This window comes from Campylobacter lari subsp. concheus (genome assembly GCF_008245025.1).
GTDB lineage: Bacteria > Campylobacterota > Campylobacteria > Campylobacterales > Campylobacteraceae > Campylobacter_D > Campylobacter_D concheus.
This window is the reverse complement of sequence record NZ_CP043426.1, coordinates 209579-222634: the sequence shown is the minus strand read 5'-3', so window position 1 is coordinate 222634 and position 13056 is coordinate 209579. Positions and strand designations below refer to the sequence as shown.

Here is a 13056-nt window from a genome sequence, read left to right as displayed (position 1 = left end):
TTTAATCCTTTTGTTTTCTAAGTTCTAATTTTGCTTGTTTTAAACTTTCTTCTATGTTTTCATTTTTACTTGATAAACAAAGTTTAATTTCTAATTTTGCATTTTGCTCTTTAAATTCAAAACTATATTTTTGCATAAAATTTTCAAGCATTTGAAGCTTGCTTTGCACAAAGGCTATATTTTCATTTTCAAATACAATAATAAAATAATCCTTATCATCTTTAAAAACCCTAGCATGCAAAGCTTTTTTTAAAATCCTAGCAAACTCATGCATTACAAACTCGCCCATTTTTAAGCCTTTTTGATGATAAATTTCATTGATATTTTTTACTTCAATCAAGGCTAAATGAAAATTTTCAAGTCCTTGAGCATATCTTCTTAAGGCTTTTAAATTTGGCAAATTGGTTAAAATGTCAAAAAAAGCTATTTTATAAGCTTTATATGCTAAAAATCCTATCAACACTAAAGAAGCAAATTCATAATAACCCAAATCAACACTATTGTAAAATAAAAACTGCACACTTAAGCCCATATAAGCTAGTAAAAAATGAAAATCATTGTTTTTAAAATACGAAAATAATAAAAATATTATTCCCACCCAAAACACACAAAAACTTAACTCACTAATAGGCTTAAAAAATTGCGTTGAGAGACCAAAAATCTCACTTGTAATGCTTGCATTAAAATTAGTACTTGTGCTAAGTATTAACGCTACAAAACCCATAAAGATTAAATACGCAAATTTAACGAGATTAATTCTTTCAAAAACAAGTTTGCTATCTTGTAAAAATACAAAAAGTACAAAAGAAAAAGGCAAAAACACCGAGATAAACAAATGCGCTTGATATTCACTTGCTACTAAAGATAAAGCTCTAGCACATAAAATCAACAAAAGTAAGAAAAAAATCTTATTTTGCTTAAAAAAATAAGCTAAAAATAAAGCCAAGATATTAAAAACCAAAGTCATACTAGGCAATGTTTTTAACAATAAATACGAAAAATCCAAAATAATAAACCTTTTTTTGTTAAAATTATAGCAAAAATATTTTAAGGATATTAATGGTAGAAGTAAAAAATCTCACTATGCGTTTTGCAAACCAACTTTTATTTGAAGATGTAAATTTAAAATTAAACCGTGGTGAAAGATATGGACTTATAGGCGCAAATGGCGCAGGAAAATCAACCTTTTTAAAAATTCTCTCAGGCGAAATAGAATCAAGCAGTGGAGAAATTTGTATAGATCCAAATTTAAAAATCGCCGTGTTAGGACAAGATCAATTTGCTTTTGAAAATTACACTATCAAAGATGCAGTAATGTGTGCAAATAAAAGATTATACGATGCACTAAAAGAAAAAGAAAAACTTTATATGAGTGAAGAATTTACCGATGAAATCAATGATAGATTAAGCGAGCTTGAAATCATAACAGCAGAAGAAGATCCAAACTATGATTGCGAACTTAGATGTGAAAAAATTCTTAGTTCTTTAAATATAAAAGATTTTAATGCTCTCATGAGTACTTTGCAAAGTGCGGATAAATTTAAAGTTTTATTAGCACAAGTATTGTTTTTAGGTGCTGATGTGTTATTTTTAGATGAACCTACAAACAACCTTGACTTAGAAGCTATTTCTTGGCTTGAAAATGAACTTTTAAGACATGAGGGAACTTTAGTAGTAATTAGCCATGATAGACATTTTCTAAATAAAGTTTGTACAAGAATTTTAGATGTGGATTTTAAACAAATACGCGATTTTGCTGGAAATTATGATGATTGGTACATGGCTTCAACCTTACTTGCTAAACAAGCTGAACTCAAACGCGATAAAACTTTAAAAGAAAGAGAAGAATTAGAAAATTTCATACGTCGTTTTAGTGCTAATGCTTCAAAAGCCAAACAAGCTACAAGTAGGGCTAAAGCTTTAGAAAAACTTGAACTTGAAGAGATTAAAACTTCAAGTAGGCGTGATCCTAGCATAGTTTTTAGAACTAATAGAGAAATAGGAAATGAAGTTTTAGAATTAAAAGGTATTAGTAAAGCTTATGATAAAACTTTATTTGAAAATTTAGAATTAAAATTAGAAAAAGGTGATAAAATAGCCCTAATCGGTGCAAATGGTGTTGGAAAAAGCACTTTAGCTAAAATCATTGCATCAAAATTAGAACCTGATAGTGGTCATATTCACCTTGGTGCTACCATAGAAATGGGATATTTTTCACAAGATACAACGAATTTAATTAATGAGGATTTGAAACTTTATGAATGGCTAATGAGTGAAAAATTCAAAGATTTGGATGAAATTCGTAAATGTCTTGGTAGAATGCTCTTTAGCGGAAGTGATCAAGAAAAAATGGCCTCTAGCTTAAGTGGAGGCGAAAAACACCGCTTAATGCTTTCAAAATTAATGTTAGAGCGTGGAAATTTCTTACTTTTAGATGAACCGGATAATCATTTAGATCTTGAAAGTATCATTGCATTAGGTGAAGCCTTATATAATTTCAAAGGTTGCGTGATATGTATAAGCCATGATAGAGAGCTAATTAGTGCCTTTGCCAATCGTATATGGTTTTTAGAAGATGGAAAATTAACAGATTTTAAAGGAAGTTATGACGAATTTTTAGGAGGTTTAGAATGAATTCGTTTAAGATAAAGTATGCAGCTGGTTTTGGACATTTTACTCAAAATCACAGAGGCTTTGGTCCAACTATTTATGTAGAAGAAAGTATTGATTTTCAAAGTGAAAAAGATTATTTTGACTATGTTGAATTTTATGAAAAATTCAGCAAAGAAGATGATACTTATTTTCATATTTCATTTTTAGAAGATCGCCCTTTAACTTCTCAAGAATTAGAAAGTAGAAATGCTTATAGAAAACTAAGGGATGAGCGCTGTAATAAAGCTAGAGAAGAGTTTATTAAAAACAATGAAATAGAAGCTGAATACTACCCAACTCATGGCGATTAAGGAATGATTTTTGCTTGTTTTTTCCTTGTAATATTTTGAAAGGAGAAAACATGCAAGTTAACCATGATAATTTATCGGTTAAAGAGTATGGGTATGGTCAAAGTAGTGCTTATAAAAGCACTCAAGGAGCTAATGAAGACTTTATGTCTTTACTTAATCAAAACAATAGTAAAAATTTAAACGAGCAAAGTATAAAACTTGATGAACTTTTTTCAAAAGCTATGAGTCAAGATCAATTTAGCACAGGAATTTTTAGCTCAAATATGTCAAATATTTATAATTATCGTTTTAGAGGACAAAACGAAACTCCTATACAAGCTAATATAGAAGAAAAACAAGAGCCGCAAAAAGATATGGTAAAAGATCTTTTAAGTTCTTTGTAAAAATGAAGTAAGCAAGCGCTTACTTCCAAACAAGTCCACTAAATTCGAACTCTTTTGCAAATTTTTTAAATTCCTCTTCTTCTTTGGCATTAACACTTAAAACCAATTCAACATTTTCTTGAAATTTTTTTTCATATGAAATGTTATTTTTATTTAAAAAATGCTCAAATCTTGGATAAAGATGAAAAGGAATGTTTAAAATTAAAATATTTTTAGCTTCAAATTCTAAAAGCGTTGCATTTAAAATAGCTTCATTTGCAGCTTCACTATAAGCTCTTACAAGACCACCTGTACCAAGTTTAATCCCTCCAAAATAACGCACCACAATCACCGCGCAATTAACAAGCAAAGCTCCTCTTAAGACATTCAAACAAGGCATTGCAGAAGTTCCTTTTGGCTCACCATCGTCGCTTTTATCTTCTATGATTTGACCAAATTCGTTTAAATACCTATAAGCATATACAAAATGCACGGCTTTTAAATGCTCGTTTCTTAGTTTTTGCATTAAAGTTTGAAAATCTTCTAAAGGACATAAAAAAGACAAAAAAGTTGATTTTTTGATTTCTATTTTTGCTTGATAAATTTGATCAATGGTTTTCATATTTTCCTTAATTTAGCTATAATATTTAAATAAAATTATAATCAAAACAACTTATAAAAATTTAAGGATAAACTATGCTTCAAACTTGTATTTTTCCTGCAGCAGGTTATGGTACTAGATTTTTACCTGCCACAAAAACCCTACCTAAAGAAATGCTTCCAATTTTGATAAAACCATTAATTCACTATGGTGTAGATGAGGCTTTAGAAGCTGGTATGGAAACCATGGGCTTTGTTACAGGACGTGGAAAAAGGGCTTTGGAGGATTATTTTGATATTTCTTATGAACTTGAACACCAAATCGCAGGTACTAAAAAAGAATACCTTTTAAGTGAAATAAGAACACTCATAGATCGTTGCACCTTTACTTTTACAAGACAAAATGAAATGAAAGGCTTAGGAGATGCGGTTTTAAAAGCAAAGCCTTTAGTGCAAGATGAAGCTTTTGGGGTAATTTTGGCAGATGATTTATGTGTGAATGAAGATGGGGTAAATGTCCTAGCTCAAATGGTAAAAATTTATGAAAAATACCGCTGCTCTGTTATAGCTGTAATGGAAGTTGAAGCCGATCAAGTTTCAAACTATGGGGTTATAGCTGGAAATGCCGTGGAAGAGGATTTAATCATGGTAAATTCTATGGTAGAAAAACCCGATCCAAAAGATGCTCCAAGTAACTTAGCTATCATAGGAAGATACATTCTAACACCTGATATTTTTGGCATTTTAGAAAACACCAAAGCAGGTAAAAACGGAGAAATTCAACTAACCGATGCCTTACTTTCACAAGCAACTAATAATATGGTTTTAGCTTATAAATTTAAAGGAAAAAGATTTGATTGTGGAAGCGTAGAAGGCTTTGTAGAAGCGACAAATTATTTTTATGAGAAAAGTAAAAATGCTAAATAATACTTTATTTTTTAAAACCCAAGATTTTAAAAAAATCACCGCTTATGCAAATAGAATGAATGATGAGTTAGAAAGTGGCGATATAGGATATTATCATTTAGTAGATACAAGCTTTGATTTAATCAAAGAAAGCAAAGATTTTATCGCTACTAAAACTCATATAGAAAATATTGTTTTAGTAGGTATGGGTGGATCAAGTTGTGGGGTTAAAGCTTTAAAAGAGCTTTTATTTGATCAAGTAGAAGAAAAAAAACTTTTTATTATTGACAATACCTCCTCACATACTTTTACCCAAACTATGCAAAAAATAAATCCCCAAAAAACACTTTTCATCATAGCAAGTAAATCAGGTACAACTATAGAGGTGATTTCTTTATTTAAACTCATCATTGCTCATTTTGATTTTAAAAATGAAAATTTGCATGAAAACTTTGTGTTTATTACTGATTTTGAATCAAAACTTCACAAACTAGGTGAAGAATTAAATATAAAATGCTTTTTTATACCTAAAAATGTTGGAGGTAGATTTAGCGTTTTATCCGCTATTGGTATTGTTCCTTTGAGTTTTTGTGGCTATGATACCAAAACCTTATTAGAAGGTGCAAAAGCTTGTTATGTGGATTTTTTTGAGAAAAAATGTGATCAAATTTTGCAAAAGGCTTACCATTATTGTACGCATAAAAGTGCTCATATTAATGTGCTTTTTTCTTATGGTGATGCTTTTAAGGGCTTTAATGAATGGTATATTCAACTAATTGCTGAAAGTTTAGGTAAAAAACAAGGCTTTAAACGCATAGGTTTAACTCCTATTGCTTTAATTGGCGCTAGAGATCAGCATAGCTTTTTACAACTTATCATGGATGGACCTAAAGATAAAACTGTTACTTTTTTAAAAATCAAAGATAGTCAAAAATCTCCTAGTATCCCAAATATAAGCTTTAATCATTTGCAAAATTGTGATTTTACTAATGAAGTTAATTTACATGATCTTTTAAATGCTCAATGTGATGCAACCATGCATGCATTAATTGCTGAAAATTTAAGTGTTGATGTCATAGAACTTGAAAAATTAGATGCTTATCATTGTGGGTATTTAATGTATTATTATGAGTTATTTACTTCTGCATGTGGTATTATGCTTGGAATTAATACTTATGATCAACCTGGTGTAGAGGTAGGAAAGTTAATACTCAAAAATATGTTAAGTAAATAAATTTGCTTTATTGTAAAAAAAGAGTATAATGAAAATATAATAATTACTAATATTAAAATTTATTAGATAATAATAATTATTATTTAAGAATTTTATGTTATAATTTTAAAAATAAAAAAGGAGATAACATGTCAGTAACAAAACAATTATTGCAATTACAAGCGGATGCTCATAGTTTATGGATTAAATTTCATAATTATCACTGGAATGTAAAAGGTTTACAGTTCTTCTCAATTCATGAATATACAGAAAAAGCTTATGAAGAAATGGCAGAGCTTTTTGATGATTGCGCTGAGAGAGCTTTACAACTAGGAGAAAAAGCTATCGTTTGCTCAAAAACATTACTAGAAAATGCAAAAGCACCTAAGGCTCAAAAAGATTGTTTTACTCCAGTGGAAGTTTTAGAACTTATTAGAGAAGATTATAAATATCTTTTGGCTGAATTTAAAAAGCTAAATGAAGAAGCTGAAAAAGCAAGCGATACCACAACAGCAGCATTTGCTCAAGAAAATATTGCAAAATATGAAAAAGTTCTTTGGATGCTTAACTCAACTATCCAAAATACTTGTTCTATGTAAGAATTTATAATGTTTTTTGACTTGCAAAGCTTTATTGCTTTAAGTCAAAAAACAAATTTAACCTCTCAAGAAAAACTACTCTTATTAAAACTTCGTACTCATTTTGAAAAAAATATTGATTTATTGCAAAAATTATATGATTATAGTCTAGTAGCTTATTGTGCTAATGTATATTTAAACCAAAACTTACAAAAAGAAGGTTTGCAAAAACACAAAGCCATTATAAAAGCTTTAACTAATCCTTTTTATAAAAAAGAAAAAATCCCTGTAGGTGGTTTAAACAATGCATTTTTAGCTTTAAAATTTGTAAAAAATTATGAAATACTTGAACACATCAACGAAACATACCCTCAATCTAAAATGGGTTTTAGAGCTAGCTTTATTTATGATAAAAAAAGAAAAAACTATATTTTAGCCTTTGCAGGGAGTGATTTAAATCCTTTGTGTTTTGATTTTAAAGATCTTTATAGTGATTTTTTGATTTTACTTAACAAAATTCCAAAAGGCCAAATTCAATCCATGCAGTATTTTTACAATCAACTCAAGCAAAAATACACCATTGATAAAAATCTCATCATCATAGGACATTCTTTAGGAGGATATCTAGCTCAAACTTTTGCAAGAACCTTTCCTAGCACGGTAAAAGAAGTCTATGCCTTTCAAGCACCTGGTTTAAACCAAAACTTTCAAAATCATTCTTATATAAATTTTCATATAAACACCACCCATAATTTAAATTTCAAAACTTACAAATGGTGGAATTTTAATTTTGTGCAAAAGCTTTATAAAAAAGATAGCAAAGAGATTTTACTACATACAGGAAGCATTAAACATCACCCTAGTATGTGTATTTATAAACTACATGAATTATTTAAAATTCTTAACCCATAAGGGCTAAGAATTAATGTAAATCTTCATTAAGTTTTACAGCCTTTTTATTAAAAGCTGCTATCATCACTCCACTTTGAGAATCTTGTCTAAAATGCAAGCCATTTAATCCTGCTAATTCTAAACCTTTGTATATATCTTTATCAAATTTAAAATCAGGATTGATTTTTTGAAGTTCTTCTTTATTTTTTAAAGCAAATTTAGTCCCTTCTAAAACAGCAATGCCTGCATCAACGATACAATTATCCCCTAAAGGAATTCCCGTAACCGAATTTGCACCCAAAAGACAAGCTTTACCGATGCTAATAGCATTACCACTTGTACCACTTAAAACACCAAGTATAGAAGCACCGCCTCCTACATCGCTACCTTCGCCAACAACAGCTGAAGAACTAATGCGTCCTTCTACCATACAAGCTCCAGTTGTACCTGCATTAAAATTCACATAAGCAGCCCCCGGCATTATAGTAGTACCTGCAGCTAAAACCGCACCCATTCTTACTTTAGAACTTTCTAAAATTCTAGTATTATCCTCAGGAATAACATGAGCTAAAAATCTTGGAAATTTATCTACATAATCAATCCTTGGATACCTTCCACTCATTTTTAAATCAATCTCATTTTCTCTTAAAAAGTCCAAATCAATAGGCTTATTATCGCTCCATGCAACATTTGGTAAAATCCCAAAAGCACCTGTTAAATTTAAACTTCTCAAAGGTACTTTTTTATTGGAAAGCAAATAAAGTTTTAAATACACACTTTCTAAACTTTTTGGTGCTTCATCTTCAAAAATACAAACAAAAGAAAAAGCATTTTCTCTAAAATTTTCCTTTGCTGCTTTGATTGCTTCTATATTTTTATGACCTTGCTCTTGCAAAAATGGCGCAAAGCATTCAAGTGCAAAATCCAAATCTTCTTTAATCAAAGTAGCCACAAACTCACTTTCATTAAAATCAACATCAACCCCTCTTCTAAAAAAAGCTTCAAACATAACAGCTGCAGCAGCATAATTTTGCTCAAAATTAATCACACCAAAATTAGCTTGAAGTTTTTTACTAGGATCAACTTGACTTAGATCAAGCCTTGCTATAGCAAAAGCTTTAGGCTTTTTATAATTAATCCTTTGTTCGATTTGCTTGATTAAATTTAAAAATTCTTCTTTACTTTCTATTGGCATATTTTCTCCTTATTGCGAACACGCACTTTTACCATTCATTATAGGTTGAATAGCTGAATTATCTACTTTACCTTCTTGATTAACCTTTTCCATAAATTCCCAAATTTTTTCAGCAGCTTGTAAATATCTTTTTGAACTTACACTCTCAGGCATATAAAAACTTACAGGCTTACCGCTATCTCCACCTTCTCTTACACTCATTTCGATAGGAATTTGAGCTAAAACTTCACAATTATAAGCTTTTGCCATTTCTTCAGTCGTACCCTTTCCAAAGATATCATATTCTTTGCCATTATCAGGACATAAAAAGCCGCTCATGTTTTCTATAATACCCGCAACAGGAATGTGTAATTTTTCAAACATATCAAGCGCTCTTTTGCTATCATCTAAAGACACTACTTGAGGAGTACTTACGCACACACCTGCACTCACTGGAACGCTTTGAGCTAGGGTAATTTGTGCATCACCCGTTCCAGGAGGCATATCAAGTAATAATACATCAAGTTCAGGCCAAAGCACATCAGCTAAAAGTTGCTCAATCGCTTTCATGATCATAGAACCACGCCACATCAAACCTTTACCTTCTTCTATTAGCACGCCCATACTCATCATATAAACCCCATGAGATAAAATAGGACGAATTTTTTGGCCTACAATTTCGGGTTTGCTTTTGCTCTCACCTAGCATTCTTGGTATATTTGGCCCATAAATATCTGCGTCCAAAAGCCCTACTCTTTTGCCCATTTTAGCTAAAGAAATCGCTAAATTTAAAGTCGTAGTACTTTTGCCTACTCCACCTTTACCACTTGAAATCATAAGGAAATTTTTAATTTGTGGAGCAATATTTTTACCACTTCTTGAATTGCTTTTTTCTTCAGGAATTTTTGGTTGAATAATTTCTAAATTAAGCTCTAAATTTAAATCTTTTAAAGCGTTTGCGATGTTTAGTCTAAGCTCTTGTGCAATTTGGACATTAGCTGAAACAATTTCAACTACTACATGAGCTTGATTTTCATTTGATTCAATTTTTTTCACAAAACCAAAACTAACTATATCTTTTTTAAAGCCTGGATATATAACTTGTTTTAGTCTTTCTTCGATTTTTTCCTTCAATTTTTCTCCTTATTATTTAAAATGATTAATTCTACTAACAAAAATATAAATTTTGGCTTTTATTGTGTATAATATCGTAACATTAATAAGAAATTAAGGTGTAACAAATGTTAGATATTTCCTTGATTATGTTATCTGCTGGAGAATCATCAAGATTTAATGCTCCGGTAAAAAAGCAGTTTTTACGACTAGGCGAACAACCTTTATGGCTTTATGCTACTAAAAATTTAAGTTCTTTTTATCCTTTTAAACAAATAGTTGTTACTTCTGGTAATATTTCTTATATGAAAAAATTTGCTCCTGAATATAAATTTGTTCAAGGTGGTGCAACTAGAGCACAATCTTTACTCAACGCTTTAAACATGGTTGAGAGTGAATATGTTTTAGTTAGTGATGTTGCAAGAGTTTTAATTTCTAAAAATCTTTTCAATAACATCATAGAAAATCATGACAAAGCTGATTGTATTACACCTATTTTAAAAGTAAATGATACGACAATTTATGCTCAAGAAGTTATTGATAGAGATAAAATCAAACTCGTACAAACCCCTCAACTTTCACGCACAAGTATGCTAAAAAAAGCTTTAGAGCAAAGCTCAAATTTCACTGATGATAGCACAGCTATACAAGCTATTGGCGGTAAAATTTGGTATGTACAAGGTGATGAGTTAGCTAAAAAAATTACCTTTAAAGAAGATTTAAAAAGCTTAAATTTACCAAAACCATCTTGGGATATTTTTAATGGAAATGGCTTTGATGTGCATGAATTTGGAGAGCAAAGAGCTTTGCTTTTAGGCGGGGTAAAAGTACATGAAAATATGGGTTTAAAAGCTCATTCTGATGGAGATGTGCTAGCTCATGCGCTAATTGATGCACTTTTGGGTGCAGCAGGACTTGGAGATATTGGCGAACTTTTCCCAGATAATGATATGCAGTATAAAAATGCTGATTCTATGCTTTTATTGCAAAATGCTTATACTTTAGTTCAAAATTATGGTTTTGAGCTTGTAAATGCTGATATTACCATCATAGCTCAAGCACCTAAAATGAAAGATTTTAAAGAAGCTATTGCTTTTAATATCGCTAAAACATTAAAAACCACACCAAATAAAATCAATATCAAAGCCACAACCACAGAACATCTAGGTTTTGTAGGAAGAAAAGAAGGGATTGCTGTTTTAGCAAGTGTAAATTTAAAATATTTTGATTGGATGAAATTATGAAAGTTTTAATAGTAGAAAATGAATTTTATTTAGCCCAAAGTATAGGATCAAAACTTAATTCTATAGGTTATGATTGCGATATTATCGCAAATGTTAATGAGTTGACTCATCATGATTATGAAATCATTTTGCTTTCTACTAGTATGGCTAATTTTGAACATATTATAGAAATTTTTAAGCATAAAATCATTATTTTACTCATATCTTACATAAGCTCAGATACTGTTTTAGCTCCTTTAAAATCTGGTGCTAGTGATTACATACAAAAACCTTTCATGATAGAAGAATTAATGCGCAAGATTAAGCATTTTCAAGAATTTAAAAAAATCACCATGTTAAATAGTACCTATCAAGCATATTTAAAACATAAATTTGAAACAGCAAAACTACCAACTTTTGATTATAAAAAATTCAAATTACCTTTGATTTTAAAAACTAACAATCAAATTTTTGCTGATCATTTTGTATTTAATTATACTAATGAGCACAACATTGCAAATGTTTATATAGATCTTTCACACCAGCAAAATTTAGATAAAATTTTCAAAGACAATTCTTTGTATTATTTGGTTAATTTTCAAACCCTAAAGCCTTTAGAAAAAGAAAAGGTATTAAACCTTGCTTTAAAAAAGGCTGTTATTATACATACAAGTACAAATATTGAGCATAGCAATTTTCAAATTTTAGAACTAGGTGAAGATGAAAAAAGTTTTGAAAGTAATGGAATTTTAACCATTGATGATTATGTTAAACATATTATCATTAGTTATCAAAATATCTTTCCTGATACGGATTTATCCAAAAAATTAGGAATTTCAAGAAAATCTTTATGGGAAAAAAGGAAAAAATATGGCATTACAAAGAAAAAATAGCATTATAATCTCAGAAGAAGAATACGAAGTTTTATGTTTCATTAAAGAAGGAATTTTTGGTTCTTTTACAAAATTGATGAACGAACAAGAAAGAGATGAATTTTTAAAACATGAAGCGATAAACGGATATAAATTTCCCTATGCCTTAACTTTTGCTCCGCACAATGAAAACAAAAAAATCATAGAAAATGCCAAAGTTAAAGACAAAATAGATTTTGTATGTAAAGATCAAATAGTAGGTCACATCATCTTAGAAAGTAAATTTAAAAACGATAAAAACATTAATGATATTTTTACACCTAATACATGTTTGATTGATGATTTTGGAGAAATTTGCATTAGCGGTGAATTTGAAATTTATCACAATCGTATCAAGGCTATAAAAGAAGATTTTGAAAAAATCAAAAAAAGATTAAACCCTTCTAATATCACTGCTATTGTTTCAAGCTTTGATCCTTTTCATAGAGCACATGAGAGAATTTTAAGATGGGCCATAGAGCAATCTGATCTAGTAATTATTTTCCTTATAGAATCTTATGAAAGTAATGGTTTAAGTTTAAAGCTTAAAAAGCGTTGCTTTGATGTTTTTGCGCAAAATTATTTACCATCCTCTAGAGTTTTACTCATACCTTTGCATAATATCAAAATTTTTGCCTCGCATTTAAATCCGGTGCTTGAGTGTGCTTTGGCTAAAAGTTTTGATTGTAATAAACTTTTTGTAGGACAAAATCACGCAGGACTTGGAATGTATTTTAATCAAAACAGAGCCTTTACTGTACTTGATGATTTTGCAAAAGATTACAATATAGAAGTAACCATACTTCCTGAATTTGTTTTTTGTGATGAGTGTAAAATGATAGTAAGTACCAAATCATGCCCACATGGAGCTCATCATCATATGAAATATCACGGCGATTCTTTAAAAAATTTACTCAGACTTGGTATCATTCCGCCAGCAGTTTTTATAAGAAGAGAAATTTCTGCTTTGATTTTATCAGAGCTTTTTCCAAATCGTTTCCATAATAAACAAAATATCTATAGTAATCTTTTCCCTACGCATGGTATTTTAGAATATAGAGGCGATAAAGAATTTTATGAGCAACTTATAAAACTCCATCAAATGTCATATATGGTGTAATC

At 29.9% G+C, this 13056-nt stretch carries 14 protein-coding genes; 10 read left to right on the top strand and 4 right to left on the bottom strand.

The window, feature by feature from the left end:
- Position 1: 1 nt before the first annotated feature.
- Positions 2–1006: a diguanylate cyclase domain-containing protein gene (locus CLCT_RS01280; protein WP_149062006.1), complete on the bottom strand. Its 1005-nt coding sequence runs from the start codon at positions 1004–1006 to the stop codon at positions 2–4.
- Between the two features lie 53 nt (positions 1007–1059).
- Between CLCT_RS01280 and CLCT_RS01275 the strand changes: the two genes are divergently transcribed.
- Genes CLCT_RS01275 through CLCT_RS01265 form a run of 3 tightly spaced genes read left to right on the top strand, consistent with a single transcriptional unit; the run spans position 1060 to position 3346 of the window.
- Positions 1060–2634, top strand: coding sequence for an ABC-F family ATP-binding cassette domain-containing protein (locus tag CLCT_RS01275; RefSeq protein WP_047207957.1), 1575 nt, complete (start codon positions 1060–1062; stop codon positions 2632–2634).
- Positions 2631–2963: a hypothetical protein gene (locus CLCT_RS01270; RefSeq protein WP_039617462.1), complete on the top strand. Its 333-nt coding sequence runs from the start codon at positions 2631–2633 to the stop codon at positions 2961–2963. Before CLCT_RS01275 ends, CLCT_RS01270 begins: the two co-directional genes overlap by 4 nt.
- 50 nt (positions 2964–3013) lie before the next feature.
- A complete protein-coding gene (locus CLCT_RS01265; RefSeq protein WP_149062005.1) occupies positions 3014–3346 on the top strand; it encodes a hypothetical protein in 333 nt (110 codons plus the stop codon).
- A 19-nt stretch (positions 3347–3365) separates the two neighbouring features.
- Here the strand turns inward: CLCT_RS01265 and CLCT_RS01260 are convergent, their stop codons facing one another.
- Positions 3366–3947, bottom strand: a complete 582-nt coding sequence (locus CLCT_RS01260) for an IMPACT family protein (protein WP_149062004.1) — start codon at positions 3945–3947, stop codon at positions 3366–3368.
- A 74-nt stretch (positions 3948–4021) separates the two neighbouring features.
- Here CLCT_RS01260 and galU point away from each other — a divergent pair, with 74 nt between their 5' ends.
- The 4 genes from galU to CLCT_RS01240 all read left to right on the top strand — a co-directional run bounded on the left by galU (position 4022) and on the right by CLCT_RS01240 (position 7534).
- The gene (gene galU / locus CLCT_RS01255; RefSeq protein ID WP_149062003.1) at positions 4022–4852 is read left to right on the top strand and encodes a UTP--glucose-1-phosphate uridylyltransferase GalU; all 831 of its coding nucleotides are present in this window, start codon (positions 4022–4024) and stop codon (positions 4850–4852) included.
- Positions 4842–6065 carry a glucose-6-phosphate isomerase gene (locus CLCT_RS01250; protein WP_149062767.1) on the top strand — a complete coding sequence of 408 codons (1224 nt, stop codon included), beginning with the start codon at positions 4842–4844 and terminating at the stop codon, positions 6063–6065. Before galU ends, CLCT_RS01250 begins: the two co-directional genes overlap by 11 nt.
- Positions 6066–6193: 128 nt before the next feature.
- Entirely contained in the window at positions 6194–6643 is a 450-nt protein-coding gene (locus CLCT_RS01245; RefSeq protein ID WP_039667974.1) for a Dps family protein, read from the top strand.
- Between the two features lie 9 nt (positions 6644–6652).
- Positions 6653–7534: an Mbeg1-like protein gene (locus CLCT_RS01240; RefSeq protein ID WP_149062002.1), complete on the top strand. Its 882-nt coding sequence runs from the start codon at positions 6653–6655 to the stop codon at positions 7532–7534.
- Positions 7535–7544: 10 nt separating this feature from the next.
- On the opposite strand, the gene CLCT_RS01235 is transcribed toward CLCT_RS01240, so the two are convergent.
- A complete protein-coding gene (locus CLCT_RS01235; protein ID WP_039627879.1) occupies positions 7545–8708 on the bottom strand; it encodes a 2,3,4,5-tetrahydropyridine-2-carboxylate N-succinyltransferase in 1164 nt (387 codons plus the stop codon).
- Between the two features lie 9 nt (positions 8709–8717).
- The gene (locus CLCT_RS01230; protein WP_149062001.1) at positions 8718–9821 is read right to left on the bottom strand and encodes an Mrp/NBP35 family ATP-binding protein; all 1104 of its coding nucleotides are present in this window, start codon (positions 9819–9821) and stop codon (positions 8718–8720) included.
- A 107-nt stretch (positions 9822–9928) separates the two neighbouring features.
- Here CLCT_RS01230 and CLCT_RS01225 point away from each other — a divergent pair, with 107 nt between their 5' ends.
- From CLCT_RS01225 to CLCT_RS01215, 3 genes are read left to right on the top strand one after another with little or no spacing between them, the layout of a single operon-like run.
- On the top strand, positions 9929–11044 hold the full coding sequence (locus CLCT_RS01225) for a bifunctional 2-C-methyl-D-erythritol 4-phosphate cytidylyltransferase/2-C-methyl-D-erythritol 2,4-cyclodiphosphate synthase (RefSeq protein WP_039667972.1): 1116 nt from the start codon (positions 9929–9931) through the stop codon (positions 11042–11044).
- A complete protein-coding gene (locus CLCT_RS01220; protein ID WP_039667971.1) occupies positions 11041–11916 on the top strand; it encodes a DNA-binding transcriptional response regulator in 876 nt (291 codons plus the stop codon). The genes CLCT_RS01225 and CLCT_RS01220 overlap by 4 nt, the downstream gene beginning before the upstream one ends.
- Entirely contained in the window at positions 11894–13054 is a 1161-nt protein-coding gene (locus tag CLCT_RS01215; RefSeq protein ID WP_149062000.1) for a sulfate adenylyltransferase, read from the top strand. The genes CLCT_RS01220 and CLCT_RS01215 overlap by 23 nt, the downstream gene beginning before the upstream one ends.
- Positions 13055–13056 lie beyond the last annotated feature (2 nt).

Excerpts from the sequence above, each read along its gene's own strand:
- CLCT_RS01240 (WP_149062002.1), top strand. The coding sequence starts at position 6,653 with ATGTTTTTTGACTTGCAAAGCTTTATTGCTTTAAGTCAAAAAACAAAT.
- CLCT_RS01225 (WP_039667972.1), top strand. The coding sequence starts at position 9,929 with ATGTTAGATATTTCCTTGATTATGTTATCTGCTGGAGAATCATCAAGA.
- CLCT_RS01220 (WP_039667971.1), top strand. The coding sequence starts at position 11,041 with ATGAAAGTTTTAATAGTAGAAAATGAATTTTATTTAGCCCAAAGTATA.
- CLCT_RS01260 (WP_149062004.1), bottom strand. The coding sequence starts at position 3,947 with ATGAAAACCATTGATCAAATTTATCAAGCAAAAATAGAAATCAAAAAA.
- galU (WP_149062003.1), top strand. The coding sequence starts at position 4,022 with ATGCTTCAAACTTGTATTTTTCCTGCAGCAGGTTATGGTACTAGATTT.
- CLCT_RS01270 (WP_039617462.1), top strand. The coding sequence starts at position 2,631 with ATGAATTCGTTTAAGATAAAGTATGCAGCTGGTTTTGGACATTTTACT.
- CLCT_RS01250 (WP_149062767.1), top strand. The coding sequence starts at position 4,842 with ATGCTAAATAATACTTTATTTTTTAAAACCCAAGATTTTAAAAAAATC.
- CLCT_RS01235 (WP_039627879.1), bottom strand. The coding sequence starts at position 8,708 with ATGCCAATAGAAAGTAAAGAAGAATTTTTAAATTTAATCAAGCAAATC.
- CLCT_RS01215 (WP_149062000.1), top strand. The coding sequence starts at position 11,894 with ATGGCATTACAAAGAAAAAATAGCATTATAATCTCAGAAGAAGAATAC.
- CLCT_RS01265 (WP_149062005.1), top strand. The coding sequence starts at position 3,014 with ATGCAAGTTAACCATGATAATTTATCGGTTAAAGAGTATGGGTATGGT.
- CLCT_RS01275 (WP_047207957.1), top strand. The coding sequence starts at position 1,060 with ATGGTAGAAGTAAAAAATCTCACTATGCGTTTTGCAAACCAACTTTTA.
- CLCT_RS01245 (WP_039667974.1), top strand. The coding sequence starts at position 6,194 with ATGTCAGTAACAAAACAATTATTGCAATTACAAGCGGATGCTCATAGT.